At 48.4% G+C, this 16,260-nt stretch carries 13 protein-coding genes; 7 read left to right on the top strand and 6 right to left on the bottom strand.

What is annotated here, in order from left to right; all coding sequences use genetic code 11:
* Positions 1-412 precede the first annotated feature (412 nt).
* The 4 genes from LOZ80_RS30620 to LOZ80_RS30635 all read right to left on the bottom strand — a co-directional run bounded on the left by LOZ80_RS30620 (position 413) and on the right by LOZ80_RS30635 (position 6,439).
* Positions 413-3,523 carry an MMPL/RND family transporter gene (locus LOZ80_RS30620; RefSeq protein ID WP_238168146.1) on the bottom strand — a complete coding sequence of 1,037 codons (3,111 nt, stop codon included), beginning with the start codon at positions 3,521-3,523 and terminating at the stop codon, positions 413-415.
* A 64-nt stretch (positions 3,524-3,587) separates the two neighbouring features.
* Positions 3,588-4,181 carry a TetR/AcrR family transcriptional regulator gene (locus LOZ80_RS30625; RefSeq protein WP_238168147.1) on the bottom strand — a complete coding sequence of 198 codons (594 nt, stop codon included), beginning with the start codon at positions 4,179-4,181 and terminating at the stop codon, positions 3,588-3,590.
* A gap of 130 nt (positions 4,182-4,311) precedes the next feature.
* Positions 4,312-5,358: a Delta(5) desaturase DesA gene (locus tag LOZ80_RS30630; protein ID WP_238168148.1), complete on the bottom strand. Its 1,047-nt coding sequence runs from the start codon at positions 5,356-5,358 to the stop codon at positions 4,312-4,314.
* Between the two features lie 172 nt (positions 5,359-5,530).
* Positions 5,531-6,439, bottom strand: coding sequence for a polysaccharide deacetylase family protein (locus LOZ80_RS30635; RefSeq protein WP_238168149.1), 909 nt, complete (start codon positions 6,437-6,439; stop codon positions 5,531-5,533).
* 227 nt (positions 6,440-6,666) lie between these two features.
* On the opposite strand from LOZ80_RS30635, the gene LOZ80_RS30640 reads away from it, so the two are divergent.
* From LOZ80_RS30640 to LOZ80_RS30670, 7 genes are all read left to right on the top strand, one after another.
* Positions 6,667-7,341 (top strand): response regulator transcription factor, encoded by a 675-nt coding sequence (locus LOZ80_RS30640; protein ID WP_238168150.1) that lies wholly within the window; start codon positions 6,667-6,669, stop codon positions 7,339-7,341.
* Between the two features lie 3 nt (positions 7,342-7,344).
* Positions 7,345-8,781, top strand: a complete 1,437-nt coding sequence (locus tag LOZ80_RS30645; RefSeq protein WP_238168151.1) for a HAMP domain-containing sensor histidine kinase — start codon at positions 7,345-7,347, stop codon at positions 8,779-8,781.
* Between the two features lie 43 nt (positions 8,782-8,824).
* Entirely contained in the window at positions 8,825-9,613 is a 789-nt protein-coding gene (locus tag LOZ80_RS30650; RefSeq protein WP_238168152.1) for a DUF3919 family protein, read from the top strand.
* A 24-nt stretch (positions 9,614-9,637) separates the two neighbouring features.
* Positions 9,638-10,672, top strand: coding sequence for an ABC transporter substrate-binding protein (locus tag LOZ80_RS30655; RefSeq protein ID WP_238168153.1), 1,035 nt, complete (start codon positions 9,638-9,640; stop codon positions 10,670-10,672).
* Between the two features lie 92 nt (positions 10,673-10,764).
* Positions 10,765-12,423: an ABC transporter permease gene (locus tag LOZ80_RS30660; RefSeq protein WP_238168154.1), complete on the top strand. Its 1,659-nt coding sequence runs from the start codon at positions 10,765-10,767 to the stop codon at positions 12,421-12,423.
* Between the two features lie 48 nt (positions 12,424-12,471).
* Entirely contained in the window at positions 12,472-13,551 is a 1,080-nt protein-coding gene (locus tag LOZ80_RS30665; protein ID WP_238168155.1) for an ABC transporter ATP-binding protein, read from the top strand.
* Positions 13,552-13,572: 21 nt separating this feature from the next.
* Complete coding sequence (locus LOZ80_RS30670; RefSeq protein ID WP_238168156.1) at positions 13,573-14,643, top strand: extracellular solute-binding protein; 1,071 nt, start codon at positions 13,573-13,575, stop codon at positions 14,641-14,643.
* A 260-nt stretch (positions 14,644-14,903) separates the two neighbouring features.
* Here the strand turns inward: LOZ80_RS30670 and LOZ80_RS30675 are convergent, their stop codons facing one another.
* Together LOZ80_RS30675 and LOZ80_RS30680 are read right to left on the bottom strand one after the other, a co-directional pair.
* Positions 14,904-15,779 (bottom strand): IS3 family transposase, encoded by an 876-nt coding sequence (locus LOZ80_RS30675; RefSeq protein WP_238168157.1) that lies wholly within the window; start codon positions 15,777-15,779, stop codon positions 14,904-14,906.
* Between the two features lie 23 nt (positions 15,780-15,802).
* Positions 15,803-16,162 (bottom strand): transposase, encoded by a 360-nt coding sequence (locus tag LOZ80_RS30680; RefSeq protein WP_238167655.1) that lies wholly within the window; start codon positions 16,160-16,162, stop codon positions 15,803-15,805.
* Between the last annotated feature and the right edge of the window lie 98 nt (positions 16,163-16,260).

Raw genomic sequence — 16,260 nt, forward strand, 5'->3', positions numbered from 1 at the left:
CACTCCGACCTTAACGCTGTTTTTCAGCGTTAACTTCGCCTTTAGGCTACTTGGTGGGGCGATTTCCTGTTGAGAGGTTGTTTTTCAACGTTAACGTACTACTTTTTCTCCACACTCCGACCTTAACGCTGTTTTTCAGCGTTAACTTCGCCTTTAGGCTACTTCGTGGGGCGATTTCGTGCTGAGAGGTGGTTTTTCAGCGTTAACGGGCTGCTTTTCCTCCACACTTCGACCTTAACGCTGTTTTTCAGCGTTAAGACGCTAGAAAAAAGACGAGGCTGTCTCAGGTGGAAAACCTGGAGATCAGCCTCGCCTGTGTTCCTAGCTGTCATGCCTAAAATAACAGTGATTGCCCTATCGAATTTGCACAGTTCCGTTCCCTTCTGGGACAGTCCCGAAGTCCAAAGCCATACTAAGCTGAATTGCTCTCCACGGACAGCTTCTTCAAGGCTCTACGCTTCGCCCGAAGCGCCTCAGGCATCGCCAGCAAAGCTGGCAGCAGCATCGGCAGCAGGATGAAGCAAAGCAAGACAAGACCAACAATCACCGCGACGGCCAGCTCGATCAGCAAGACCAGGCCAGAGGGCACGAGCGTTGCGAACGTTCCGCCCAAGATGATCATCGCCGAGATGACGACGCCACCGATGTGCTTGGAGGCCTGCACAATGGCCTTCGTTGGCGACATATCACCAAGCTCTTTGTACCGCATCATCAGGAAGATGCTGTAATCGACACCAACCGCGATGATGATGATGAAGGAGAAGAACGGCACGAAGGAAGAAACGCCGTCAGCCCCGATAATTTTCTCCGTTACAATATTCGTAACAGTCATAGCCGCGTAATAAGAAGCAAGCAGCGACAGAATGATGTACACAGCTGGCCAGAAAGATCGAATCACAAACAGCAAGACGATGAATACACCGATAACCACGATGATCGCTGTGCTGTTGAACGATTTAAGCTGTGCTTTGTTCGTGTCGTACGTCGTGGAGCTCGGACCGGAGGCTCCCGCCTTCGCGTTCTCAAGCACACTTCCTTTCAAACCAGCGGAAAGCTCGGTGTTGATACGTTCAATCGTGTCCATCGCCGCTGATGAATACGGATCATCTTTAAGAATCACGATCAGCTTCGTGATCTTGCGATCTTTGGACATGAAGCTGTCCAGCGACTTCGCGAAATCCGCACTCGTGAGCGCTTCTTTCGGGATGAAGAACGTCTTCGAGCTGTTCAGCTGTGTCAGGAACTGGCTCGTTTTGCCGAGCCCTTCAGACACGTCACCCAGTCCGTTGCCGCTCGCGCCGAGGCCGTCCTTCAGCTGGCTCATGCCGCCGGCCAGACCCGACAAGCCCTCGTTCAGCTTCTGCTGACCGTCCTTGACACTGCCAAGCGCTGCATTCAGCTTCGCCATGTTCGCGGCGATCTCGCGGCTGCCTGCGCTGCCTTGCACTAATCCCTTGGCCAGCTCAGCGGAGCCGCTCTGCAGGCCAGTCAAGCCCTCCGTCAGCTTCGCTTGCGCGCCGCTGATCTGCTCCAACCCTTTCGCAGCTTCAGCGAAAGAGCTATTCAGTTTGGCGGCATTCACGCCAAGCTCATGCAATCCGCCGCCCAGCTGGGCGAGGCCAGACTCCAGCCCTTCCCCCGTCTGCTTGAGCTTCACATAATCAGCGTCGGTCGTCAGCTGCGTGTATTTCCCGCCCAGCAGACTGATCAACCCGTTCATCCCGGTCAGCCCCTGCTGAATGGCCGGAACCTGCCCCTCGACCTGCGCATAGCCGTCCGTCAGCGCGGTATATCCTTGCTGCAGCTGCGTCAGCCCACTGCTGATCTTGGCTGTATTGGCATCAACTTGTGCCATGCCATCTTTCAAGCCTGTGATCCCCGCGTTCAAATCTCCGGCACCATCCGCACCTTGCGAGATCCCTTTGGCAACCTGATTCAGCGCCGTTGTGATCTGTACGTAGCCATCCTGCACTCTGCCAGTACCGGAGACAAGCTGATCCGTGCTGGAGAAATCCGGACTAACAAGCTTGCTCTCCATTTGGTTAATACCATCTTGGATTTGATTAACGCCTTTTTGTGAAGCGGTAATTCCCTCTGCTACCGTTGTCGTCTGCGTTGAAATATAGAAATTATCAATCGGCTTCGATTGCGGCTGGGTCACACTCGACACCTTATCTACGCCGGGAATGCTCTTCAATTTATCCGTTAATTTATCAATCGCAGCTAATCCGTCATTGTTGTTCAATTCTTTGTCATTCTCAATAACGACCATCGTCGGCAGCGCCTGGCCTCTGCTGAAATGATCCGCTACAAGGCTGAAACCTTTCGTAGAATCGTGGCCATTGCCTAATTCTTTCAACTGATCAAAGGACAATTTCTGATGATTGGAAAGAATAATCGGAATCATGACGATGACAATCAACAAGGTTGTAAGGACTGGACTTTTGACGGCAACACCCGTAAGTTTCGCCCAGAATTTACTTTCCTTATGTCCAGTTGCTGCTCCTTTGGAAGGCCAAAACAGCTTGTTGCCTAATGTTTTCATGAGAAACGGCGTTACCGTCCAAATTTCAAGCAATAGCACCGCGGTTCCGATAGCAACCACATTTCCCGATTTATAAATCCCAAAGTCCGAGAAAGTTAAACTCGCGAAAGCAATAAATACCGTTAGAATACTGTAAAAGATCGTTTTTCCAGCTGTCTTATAGGTGACAACAATGGCTTCGTCCACGGACAATCCGTGGGATAACTCTTCTTTGAAGCGATTGAACAGCAAGATGTTATAGTCGGTCCCAATCCCGAACAGGATCAGAATCAACAACATTTGCGTCACGCTAGTCACGGGGAAATCGAACTTATCAATTAACTGCGCAGCGATCCCCATGGAAACCAGGTAGGAGATCCCTACTGCAAGCAGCGATACAAGGGGAATAACTACCGAACGGAACATTATGACCAACACCGCTAAGATGAAAATAACCGTAAGCGCCGCGCTTTTTTCCACGCCGGATTCGGAAGCTTTGATGTAATCATCCTGGATGAAATCCTCACCTGATAAGTAGTACTGGACCTTCACATCTTTGAGCGCTTCATCAAATTGCTTGCCTATCTCCTCGACATGACGGCCTCTTTTATCCAGGCTAAAGCTTGCCATCAAAGTCGTTTGATCCTCAGAAATAAGGGAAGACTTCGCGTCCGGCAGGGAAAATGGATCGAGCAATTGATCGAACCCAAGCTCAGCTTGGTGCGCCTTCATATTGGCAATGCCCGACTCGATTCCTTTCATATCCGCTTCGGTCAGCTTATCAGGGTTATGGAATACGACAATATCACTCGTTCCTTCTACCCCATTCATCTTCTTCAAAATAGACGTTGCCACTTTGGATGGACTGTCTTTGGCCAGCGGGTCCTGACCTCTAAGGCCCAGAATGGCATTCACGTCTGGCTGAACTACCGTGAGAACTACGGTTAAGACCAACCATACGGCGAGAATGGTCCAGCGCCATTTAATAATTTGCTTCATGTCTTGCTTGCCTCCTTGCGGGATGATTTTAGTAAACAAGTGTTCATTATTAAGTCAAAAAAAATTAAGCCAGACTCGAAAGCTTAATTTTTTCAGAAATACCAGCAGAATATAGATATAACAGTTCATCAACCAACATCTTAATAGTATTGCTATCCTCATGGTCGCGCAGAATAAGGCTTACGCCCTCAATCAGGGTCTCAGCGAACATCTGAATCGTCGTTTGTTCATTAGGTAACACTTTCTCCAGAATTTGATACACCAGGGTAATCAGTTCCTGTTTCACAGGTTCAAATCGAGATCCTTCGCTCAAATTAAGAAGAATGGTCAACTCGATGCTCGATTCTTTGAAAAGCCGTAGGATCGTCGCGTCAACTTTGCGCAGTATATTCAAATGATCGGAAGCATCCTTGCAAAGCGTGCTTTCGACTTCGTCCTTAACTTCCAAGATGTACGTATTGAACTGCTCATAAATTGGATGAATCAACGCATGGAACAGATCATCTTTGCTCTCAAAATACCGATAAATGTTACCTGGCGTTATCCCAGCCGCATCTGCAATATGACGCATAGACGCTTTTAAGTATCCGTGTTTTTTGAACTCGGAAAGAGCTGCTTGGCGAATACTATTTTTCACATCATCTTTAAGCACCTGCATATAATAAACACCCGTTCACTTTTATTGGAATATGAGCATTATACCGCGCCCATCTCAGAGTTGCAACTTTGGCGCAAAAAAAAAGGAAGAACCTAGCTTTTGGCTAGGTTCTTATACGCACATCTTTTATTTAATCCACTGTTGGTTTCACTTTCAATACTTCTGGAGCAATGATTGGCTTCGTTCTGAAACGCTTCAAATCCTTGAATTGAATGAATTTCTTCGTTTCCTCGTTCCAAATTCGGAATTTCAACGATTCCAAGCTGGTCAGCAATGTGATTGTCTGTACCTTGCGCAGTTCTTCATTCTTGTTATGAACCTTCTCCAGATAATAATTCGGTACCCGCGGGCTCAAATGATGAATGTGGTGGAAACCGATGTTGCCGGTAATCCAGTGCAGTACACGCGGCAGCTTGTAGAAGGAACTGCCATGCATCGCAGCCTTGATGTAATCCCACTCGCCCTCATTCTCATAGTACGTGTCTTCATAGTTATGCTGTACGTAAAACAACCAAATGCCAGCCATACCCGATACAAAAAACATCGGACCTTGGATGAGTAAAACCGATTGCCAACCAATCGCCCAGCACAGCAAAGCGATGCCGCCAACGATACCTACATTCGTGATATACGTATTAATGCGTTCCTTCATTCCCGCACGCTTGCGGTTAAACCGATAATCGATCAGGAAGATGTAGATCGGTCCAACAATAAACATGATCAGCGGGTGCCGATACAAGCGGTAGTACAATCTGCGGCCCCATGAGGAAGCCATATATTCGTCAACGGTAAGCGTCCAAATATCGCCAACACCTCTACGGTCCAGATTCCCACTGGAAGCATGGTGAACGGAATGCGTATAGCGCCATTGATGATACGGACAAAACGTTAAAATACCAGTTATCGTGCCGACAATTTCATTTGCGACTTTATTTTTGAAAAAAGATTTGTGGCAGCAATCATGGAAAATAATAAAAATACGGATCAAAAAACCTGCGGCAATAATGTCTAACGCGAACGTAAGCCAGATTGAAACCGAAAGACTCAAGAAAGCGAAGTACCACAAGACAAGAAAGGGTACCAGTGTATTAATAATTTGCCACACACTATGCTTCATATGTGGTCTTTCGTAAGGTGCGATGTCAGCTCGCCACCCACCTTTTTCCTCATGCTTCATATTCAGTTAGAACTCCTTTTTTCCGCTTCGTGCCGGATGTAATTATTGTCAACTGTTGTAGTACGTTGCGAATCAAATAAAGTTCCCTAATGCGAGAAGAAATATTACACCGCTCTACCATCATAAGTTGGAAAGCGCTTTTTGTAAAATGTAATATAAGTCATATTTATATTTAAGGGACATTTTTCACGCGCGCCTTCAGTTCTGGAACGGTCACGATGTCGAATTTCTCCTTTTTCAAATACGCGATAATGCCGGGAAGGGCTTCAACCGTGTTGTCCAGCTTCCCTTTTTTGCCTCCGAAGCTGTGCAGCAATATGATGTTGCCGTCCTTAACATGCGTTTTAATGTTTTGAATAATATCCTTTGAAGGAGTGCCTGCCCAATCCTTAGGATCCACGTCCCAACCGACCAATGCGCGTCCAGACTGTTCCACGGCCTTCTTCACGGGTGGAGAAACAGCTCCGTAGGGTGCTCTAACCAGAGAGGAGCCCGTACCGATCGTCTGCATGATCCAGTCTTCCGTTTGATTCAGTTCCTGCTCTATACGAACGGAGGAGAGTTTGGTTAAATCCGCATGGTCCCATGAATGATTGCCGATAGCATGACCCTCCTCATGAATTTGCTTAAGCACATTGGGAAATTTACTGACTTGGTCTCCAACAACAAAAAAGGTGGCTTTAACATCATTCTCTTTCAAAATATTCAAAATCTGCGGCGTGTACTTACCGTCCGGTCCATCGTCGAACGTGATGGCAACCTGTTTGGCTGCTTTTGACGGCTGCGTTTGTGAAAGTTTCCCACTCACCCCGGTTGAGATTTGAGCATCAGCGGTATTCAGAGAATGTCTTGCTTCTTGCGGTTTCATTTCGATCGAAGAGGCAGACGGCCCGGCAGGAGCAGCATCCGTGGATGCGGATTCCTCGTGATGCTGCTGCTTGCTTATAATGGGCGATTTGCTAGGGAACGGGAGAACACTTCCTGTCACTGTAAAATTAATAAGAGCTATACTAACCATGCCGCAAAAAGTGATACCTATTACCCAATGTTGTTTGCGTTGCGTCATTACTTGCACTTTCATGACAAAAACCTTCCTTTATGCGCTCTTAGCGGCATTATTCATGTAAGAATAGACGCGTGCTGCCTATAAAAAGTTGTACTGATTCGACAATATTTGCAGAATTCATTTCGCTCACCTTTTTCACCTTATGTAAGATTTTATAACATCAATTATTTGTTGCGGATTAGTTATCCTTTTTGGTAGGATATGCAACTAGAAACCTAATGCCCGCGGAAAGGAATTTCCCTATGAATATCTTAATTATTGAAGACGATTCCAGCATCCAGATGCTGCTCAAGCTCAGCCTTGAGGTCGAAGGTTTCCATCCCATGGTGGCGGGTACTGTTGCAGCCGGTCTCCATGAATTGAGCTCACAGCATATCGATTTAATTTTGCTCGACCTTATGCTGCCTGATCAGTCGGGGTTCGAACTGCTGAAGACGCTGCAAACGGCCTACAAAGAAATTCCGGTCATCGTGCTAACGGCCAAGAATGAGATGAATGATAAAATATTAGGCTTCCAGCTCGGAGCCGATGATTACTTGACCAAGCCGTTCGAGACGCGCGAGCTGATTATGCGAATTCGCGCCGTTATGCGGCGGATGACCCCGGATGCAGCCTCACCAACGATGGATGTTCTTGTGGTTGGCCTCATCGAGATCGATCGGAACGAGCGGTCTGTGACCATAGCCGGAAAGCTCGTCAAAACGACCAGCAAGGAGTTTGATTTCCTCTGGCTATTATGCAAGAACCCCAAGAAAGTGTTCACCAGGGAGCACATTTTAGACCAAGTATGGGGCTTCGAGTATTACGGACAGACGCGCTCTGTCGATATGATGGTGAATCGTCTGCGTGAGAAAATCAAACCTTACGACCATGTGCTCGCCACGGTTCACGGCATGGGCTACAAGTTGGAGGTTTAAGCGATGAAACTGCGCAACAAACTATTCATACAACACACCATCACCATCGTTATGCTGCTAGCCGCGATGTATGTGGTGGTGAATTATACGCTGAGTAAAAGCATGATTGAGCGTGACACCCAAACTTTGGATCAGTATTATGCGCTGCATCGCATTGAAGCTCTGAAAATTGTGAACGATAAGAAAATCAGCATCGAGCAGTTGTTTTCCGGTGCCTATGCCCCGCTGATCGCCTCCCATCTGGCGGCAAACAGCAACTTTCAGGTACAGTTGTTTGATCCTGAAGGAACGATTATCGGAGACAGCGGCAACAAAGAGGATTTGATTAAACGAAGCGATATCGATGCAGCCTTGGCCGGACAAACTGCCACCGTCATTACCGAAGGGGAAACCAGCAAGATCCTTATCTATGCCTCTCCCTTCACCTATGAAGGCAAGACCGTGGGCGGGTTCCGCTACCTCCTTGATCTGAACAAGCACGAAGAGACGCTCTCAGAGATGCGTACCTGGTTTATTGGCGTTGCTCTCGGCTGTTTGCTCATTGCCCTCCTGGCGAGCTACTCGTTCTCCTTCTTTATCATGAAACCTCTGCATGCCCTCCAGCAGGCGCTGAAACTGGTCACGATCGGCGATTTCAGCCGCAAAATTGTGGTTCGCAGCCAAGATGAGGTCCGCGAACTGGCTGACGACTTCAACCAAATGTCGAAAGCGCTGCAAGAACATATCGAACTGCTGCATTACGAGCAGAGCAAACAAAAAAAGTTTTACGATAATGTCACTCATGAGCTCAAAACGCCGCTAACGTCGATTATTGGCTTCTCCGATTTGATTGACAAAATGGAGCGCACCGATGATATTCGGACGTGCAATGTCTATATTCGCAAGGAAAGCACGCGTCTTCTGCAAATGGTGGAGGAATTGCTCCAATCCTCGCTCAAAGGCGATGAAGCTTGGCGTGTCCAAGTCGAACGGACCGATCTGGCTGCCATTCTCACGGACAGTCTGCGCATTCTGGAGCCAACCCTGCATAAATCTTCGATTATGACAACGGTCCAGGTCGCGCCGTGCGAGGTTTACGTCGATCCCAAGCGCACCCAGCAGGTGCTGTTCAATGTCATTGAGAATGCAATCAAGCACAGTGAATGTACGGAACTGACCATTCGATTGGAGCAGCAAGAATATCAATGTCTTGTGCGCATCATCGATAACGGCAAAGGGATGAATGATCAGGATACAAGCACCCTGTTCGTAGCAACCGAACACAAGCAAAACCGACCTATTTCCCCGCAATCACACGGGCTTGGCCTGCTGCTTTGCAAGCAGCTTATGGAGCTGCAAGGCGGCGATATCATCGTCCACAGCCGTGAAGGAAGCGGAACGGAAGTCGTTCTCCAATTCCCAATCGAACCGGTGCCCTTTCCCGTTCTGTTACAAAATTGATACAAATCGATGATTTTTCTGAGATAAAAGGAGAGTAGTCTACATGCAAGAGGAGAAGAAAGGGCTTTCATGGATGCGTCTCATCTTATTGCAAATCGTGATCGGTTGTACGATAATCGCCATTTTTGCTTATGTATTCCGCATCGGTGTCGATGAAGTACGTATCGTACCCAAAGAAGTAAACAGCCGGGATATGTTCGATGGTGTTCCCATGCGTATGAATGTGACCTACCCGGGAATTGGCACCATATCGATTGACGATCCCAAAGAGCTGATCGCTTGGAAAGCATCGTTCACCCGAATCTTGAGCGGGGGCACGCAGCAAAATCGTGCAAACGCTTCACGACTGCTGTTAACGGGCTCCATTGCTTATTTGGATCAGGAGGATATCCCTTTCCAAATCGGAACGAGCGGCTTTCGCTTTGGGTCGGACTGGGTCAACTCCCTGGACATTAGCGCAGAAATCCGGAAGCTGCAGAACATGCTCATCGACAAAACGCTGACCTCGGATACGGTTGCTGGCGCTATCGCGAACCGCAGCCATCAGGTGTTCCGTTTGCAGGATGATGGTCTGCTCACAGCGCTCTCCGATACTGATCGAGCAGCGCTTACGAGGCAGATGCGATCTGCTGTCAGGCTGATTGATTTCAGTCACTTCGATTTCTTGGCCGAACAACCCAGTTCCCACTTTGTTGTACAATTAACCGACGAATTAGTGAAGGGGAAGCATTGGCTGCATGTTGATCGTTATGACAACGCTTACTTCATCGTTTTCGATTTGCTGGATGAAACCAACCATAAAGCCTATTTCAAGTTAAGTGATGCCTCCTAACCTATTGAGGGGATGGTTGATGAAATGGCTAGAAAGAAAAGCAATAGTTCCGTTATGATCCTATCGATCATTGTTGTCGTCCTGGTAGCAGGATTCTTCCTGTACAAATCCGGTGTATTTGGAGGGAAATCCAAAGGCAAGATTACCGTTTACTCCATTTTCCAAGAGGAAGAAGCTCGTAAAATCTTGGATAAATTCAAAGCAGAAACCGGCATCGACTACGACGTTCTTCGTCTGCCAAGCGGCGAGGCGGTAACTCGCGTGCAGAATGAAATGGGCAAGCCGCAGGCCGACTTCCTGATGGGCGGTCCCGCTGATTCGCATGAAGTGCTGAAAAAAGCTGGCGCGCTGGAAACGTACATTTCCCCGAATGCCAAAGATATTCCTGACAATATGAAAGACAAAGAAGGCGCTTGGACAGGGTTTTACTTGAATCCAATTGCGATTGGGATCAATGAGCAGCGTTGGAAAGAGAAATATGCCACAGCTCCTTATCCGCAGACGTTCCAAGAGCTTCTTGACCCGAAATTCAAAGGCGAAATCGGCATGTCCGACCCAGCTACATCCGGCACAGCCTACACAGCGGTAGCTTCGCTAGCCCAAGTTTGGGGCAAAGACGAAATGCTGAAATATGTCGCCAAATTGCTGCCAAACCTGAAAGAGAGACCGAAATCCGGCATCGAGCCGATTCAGAAAGCAGCTAAAGGCGAATACACGATTGGCATTACCTTCCTGGGCGACCAATTAAAAATGAAAAATCAAGGCAACCCGATTGTCAGTATCGTTCCTGAAGCCGCTGGCTATGAAGTGGGCGGACTTGCGATCGTCAAAGGCGGCGCTAACACCGCAGGCGCCAAAAAACTCATGGATTTCATGTTAACGAATGAGCCTGGCTTGCTTTATACCGAATCTGCTTTTGCAAGCTCTGTGAAACCTACCGTGCCGATTCCAAAAGGCGGAATTGACATTAAAACAACGAAATACAACACGACCTACAGCTTGTGGAAAGCTGCCGAACAGCGTAAAGAACTGCAAGATGCGCTGAAAAACCTCAAATAATAGTAAGCGGTTACAGGGCATTGGAGCAGGCCTGTCTGGCCTGCCCATGCCCTCCTACACAATGAATTTTGGAAGGTGGTCGTGAACCCCTTATGATCATAGAAAAAAAGGGTATGGGTTCATCGATCGGCAGACTGGTGAAAGATCCATCCTCGCTGATCCTTGTGCTTATCAGTTTCGCTGTTCTCTGTCTCTTCGTCATCTATCCGCTGATCTACGTTATTGCCCTTCCGGGAGCCACGGATTGGACAACTTTCTTCAGCAAAAGCCGGTATGGCACCGCACTGCTGAATACAGTCGTCAGTTCCTCCCTATCGGCGCTAACCGCGACCGTTTGCGGCTTTATCTATGCGTATTCGATTCATTACAGCAACATTGCAGGGAAAAAGTTCTTCCGCTTTATCGCATTCCTGCCGATTCTGGCACCATCCGTCATGACCGGTCTAGCGTTCCTACTGCTCTTCGGCCGAGGCGGCATGGTCTCGCAAACCTTGAAAGCATGGTTTAATGTCGAGCTCGATTTATACGGATTACCAGGTCTCTGGATCGTCCAAACGATTTCCTATTTCCCGCTTGCTTATATGACCATTACAGGTGTTCTTCGCTCTATTTCGCCGAATTTGGAAATCGCAGCCCAGAATCTGGGTGCCCGCGGTTTCAAGCTTTTTCGAACGATTACGTTTAAATTGGCGCTGCCTGGCGTAATTAACGCCTTCTTATTGGTAGCTATCAACTGTTTTGCTGACTTCGGAAATCCCAAGCTGATTGGGGGCAATTATTCTCTCTTGGCTGTTGAAATCTATGGAGAAATCATTAATAACGAACCGGGCCTCGCGTCCGTCATGGGTCTCATTCTGGTCATCCCTGCCCTGCTGGTCTTCGTGATTCAAAGCCGATTATTGTCCAAGGGTTCCTATTCCACTATTACAGGAAAGCCGGTTTCCGGGCTTAACCGGGTGAAAACTTCCCGCAAGACAGATGTCTTTCTGTTTATTTTCAACAGCATCATGGCGCTCTTCATCTTGTCCATGTTTGCAATCACCATTTTGTTCGCTTTCACCAAAAACTTCGGTCGGGATAATACGTTTACGCTGGATCATATTTTCAAAATCGTATTCAATCCGTCCAGTCCGGCCGTCCTTAACAGCTTGGTGCTATCGCTGATCAGCTCCATACTGGCTGTTGGCTTCGCCCTTGTCCTGGCTTATGTCGTAGTCCGCAAACCATTTCCTGGCAAGAAAATACTGGACTTCACTGCCGTGCTCCCGATTGCTTTGCCAGGGACGTTCGTAGGCTTGGCTTTGATCGTCGCTTTCAGCAATGGACCTATCATGCTGCAAGGATCAGCCATCCTGATTATTGTGGCCATGCTGCTCAAGCAGATGCCAGTCGGTTATCGAGGTCTTACCGCTTCCTTCAAGCAGGTGGACAAATCGATTGAGGAAGCCGCAACGAATCTTGGGGCCGACAGCCGCCGCACGCTGACAACTATCGTGTTCCCCATGCTGCAAAAGACCATCGTCGCCAACTTCGTCTATGCCTTTATGAAAAATATGAACACATTAAGTACGATCGTCTTTCTCATTACGCCCAAATGGGTGGTCGCCGCCGTCTCGATCTTCAACTATGCCGAAACAGGAACCTATTACTGGGCAGCCGCTGTTGCCGTCGGCTTGATGGGGACAACACTGGCTACGCTTGGCGTCATGAAACTTATTTTCCGCTCGAAGGTCAAAATATTCGATTTCTAACCGGTTAAGATGAACGATCTGAAGATAAGCTTTAAGGAGTGAGAAATCATGAGTTCAAACATATTGTTGGATTTAAAAAATGTCAGTAAAGTATTTGGCAGCAATCACGTTCTCAAACAGATCGATTTGCAAATTGAACGCGGGAAGTTCATTACCTTCCTTGGACCGAGCGGATGCGGGAAAACAACGCTGCTGCGCTCGATCGCTGGCTTCTACACGGTGGATGAGGGTGAGATTTGGATTGATGGCCAGCTCGTCAACGATCTGCCGCCCTACAAGCGCGGTACACCGATGGTGTTTCAGGAATATGCCCTATTCCCGCACATGACTGTGTTCGACAATGTTGCTTATGGGCTGGATATTCAGAAGCGCCCTGAAGCCGAAGTGCAGGAGCGCGTGAAGTCCGCCATGGCGAAAGTCAAATTAACAGGACTGGAAGAGCGCTATCCGCATGAGATGTCCGGGGGTCAGCAGCAGCGTGTAGCTATGGCGCGCGCTCTGGTCATGAATTCGCCAATCATCCTGCTTGATGAACCGCTCAGTAATCTGGATGCGAAACTGCGGGAAGAAGTTCGTGTGGAATTGCGCAGCATTCAGCAGGAGCTTGGCCTGACAGTGATCTATGTAACGCATGACCAGCTTGAAGCGCTGTCGATGTCCGATCACATCGTTGTGTTCAACAAAGGCGCGATCGATCAATACGGCACACCGCACGAAATCTATTACAAGCCTCGCACGCCCTATGTGGCTGACTTTATTGGCACGACCAACTTCGTTGATGCCATTGTCCGCGAATCTGCGAATGGCAAGGCCGTTGTCGAGTACGGCAGCAGCGGCCGCACAGCTAGCGTAGGCATTGATGAAGCGGTGACGCCCGGCGAGAAGGTTCTGCTCAGTATCCGCCCAGAATCCATGCGCATTAATGCAAGTGAACCTGGCGAATTCGCCGTAAGCGGCTTCGTGAAGTCATCGATGTTCCTCGGCGAGAAGGAACGGTATTTTATTCTGGATGATAATATGAAAGAATGGATTGTCGACGCGTATGACATCGGTTTAACCCGATTCCAAGGAAATGTTAAGATCAGTGCCGCCGATGATAAAATCCATTTAATCAAGATTAACGAATAGGACATAAATAAGAATAGCAGCTTGCTGAAAAGGGGAACTTTGGTTTCCTTTTTTGGCTGTTCAGGAGGGAATGGCATCATGTGGAAAAAAGGCTTGCTCGTGCTTATGGTTGGTGTTGGGGTGATCCTTGGCTTTCTCGTTCTGGGGGAGAAGAAGAGCAATCAGCCCTTGAAGGTCTATGTCATCTTTCAGGAGGACGCTGGGCGAATTCTGCTCGAGACTTTCAAAAAGAAGACGGATCAGCCCTATGATATCATCCGGATGTCCAGCGGCGAGGCAAGCTATCATCTGCTGACACTGGGCAAGACCGGCATCGACGTAGTGCTTGGCGGACCCGCCGACCTGCACGAGCAGCTCAAAAACAAAAGCAAATCCTTGCGCTATTCCTCCGCCGCCGCAGGCAGCATTCCCGCCAAATACAAAGACAGCGACGGCTACTGGACTGGGATGTATATGGGCGCGTTAGCTATTGGCGTGAACCAAACCGTCTGGCAACAGGACCCTCAGCTTGCGGCACTGCCTCTGCCGCAGCGGTATGAGGATTTGCTACGCCCTGAGCTCAAGGGCAAGATCGAGATTCCTGATCCGGAGACATCAGGAACAGGCTATACGCTGCTCGCCTCACTCGCGCAGCAGCGCGGGGACCGTGAAGCGATCGAGCTGATGCAGGCGCTCAAGAAGCAAAGCGCTTCGATGACGTTCGCTGGCAACACAAGCGCGCAGCATCTGGCAGAGGGCGAGATGGCCGCCGCTGTCTCCTTCCTGAGCGACCAGCTGCGCTTCAAAAATTCGGGCTATAACATCCGTTCGTTCATCCCGCCTCAAGCCGGTTGGGAGATCGGCGCTGTCTCGATCCTCAAGGGAGGGAACAACCCCGCAGCAGCCAAACAGCTCGTGGATTTCATGCTGTCCCAGGAGATTCAAACCGATTACATGAACACAGCTTTTTCGTTCCCGGTGACACCGAATATCCCGGTGAACCCGCTCCTTGCTCCCGTAAAGCTGGAGAATCTTCTGGCTACGTACCGCTTTGATCTAGCCGCGCAGCAGCATGAGAAATTGCTGAGCGGTTGGCGGGATGCGATGGAGTAGCAGCTAGCAGCTCTCGCCCTTGTGCAGCTGTGGTGCAGATGTACAGATGTGCAGATCTGCAGATGTGCAAATGTGCAAATGTGCAGACCTGCAGATGTGCAAATGTGCAAATAAGAGTCTTTAGCAGCTCCTATTTGCACAAAAAGCGGGGGCTTTTCATGAATACGGTCAGGCCCCCTAATTCCGGAGAATCGGTTGTACAACAAGGTGTTATCTTCGTATTGCTTGTTTTTTGAAGCGCTGTCGGCTTCTTTTGCTAGTTAAATGGCGAGCACATAGCTGGACGTATCCATCGATGCTTTTTCTACCCACCTCATAAATGCGGCTGGCGATCGTTTACCGAGGCTTCTATGCATGCGACGATTATTATAAAAATCCATGTACGTATGAATAGCTCGATAAGCTTCTTCAAACGTTTCAAAGCTTTCTTTCCTCAATAAGTCACGCTCTAATGTGGCATGGAATGATTCGATATAGGCATTTTTATTGGGCGTTTTGGGTGGAATCCGCTCGTGAATCATCGTTTCATCCTCACACATGTCTCCAAAAGCCTTGCTAATAAACTGAGGACCGTTGTCTGTGCGAATAATCGGCTTGCTTGCACCTGATGCTATGCGTGAACGTAGAGCGTCTTTAACCGCTTGGCAAACATGCTTAGCTTCGCAGCTGGATCCAAGATGATAGCCGACGATGCTTCGATCAAATACATCGATAATATCCGCGAGATAAAAGAATTGATCATAGCCTGCTACGTACCCATATTTGATGTCTAATTGCCATAGTTGGTTGGACGCGTTAATGGTATGATTGCGGGCTAAACGTCTCGGATAATGAATCTTTTTGCGCCGCTGCGGATTTAAAATACCGAGCTTCTGACATAACCGATACACTTTCTTTTTGTTGATTACAAGGCTATGTTGAACGCGCAAACACTCCGTCAGTAGAACGTAACCATAACTATGCTCCTCACCCGAAACTAGCTCTAACAGCCATTCCTCAATCTGGGCATTGCTTACGATTTGACCCGTATGCGTCTTCGAGTGAAGTGTGGCTGGACGCCCCCTTCCAGGTGCTGAAGGGCGCTTTAGCGAAGAACGCATAACTTTGTGACGGTCGTAGTAGGTCGAAGAAGCCACATTAGTTAGGCGCAGTACAGTCGTTATGGGATGTCCCTGCTCGATGAACGTTTGGGCAATGTTGAGTTTATCTTCGAGGCAGGGCTGGACTTTTTTACAAGTTCTCTCAGAATATTGTTTTCCAACTCTTTCTCTCCGAGTGCTTTTAGCGCACAAGCATATTTTTCTTCCAGTTCAGCTAGGCGCTTGGATTCAGCCATACGTTCATCTAATGTTGGTAACGCATCATCCCCAAAGGTCTCTTGATATTCCTTTACCCAGTTACGGATGGTTTTTGGCGATACATCATATCTTCGCGAAAGAACACCCGTCTTAATTCCACCAAGCGCTTCTTGAGCTACCTTGAAACGCACTTCTTCAAACACCTTGTTACGTTGTTGCACGGTATTCGCCTCCCTAATAAAAAGTGTACCTTATTTCCCGTGGTATTCTCCAATCTAATTAGGGGGCTTAATAGAATAGCGGACCCTAAAGACTCTTA

This window comes from Paenibacillus sp. HWE-109 (assembly GCF_022163125.1).
Lineage (GTDB): Bacteria > Bacillota > Bacilli > Paenibacillales > NBRC-103111 > Paenibacillus_E.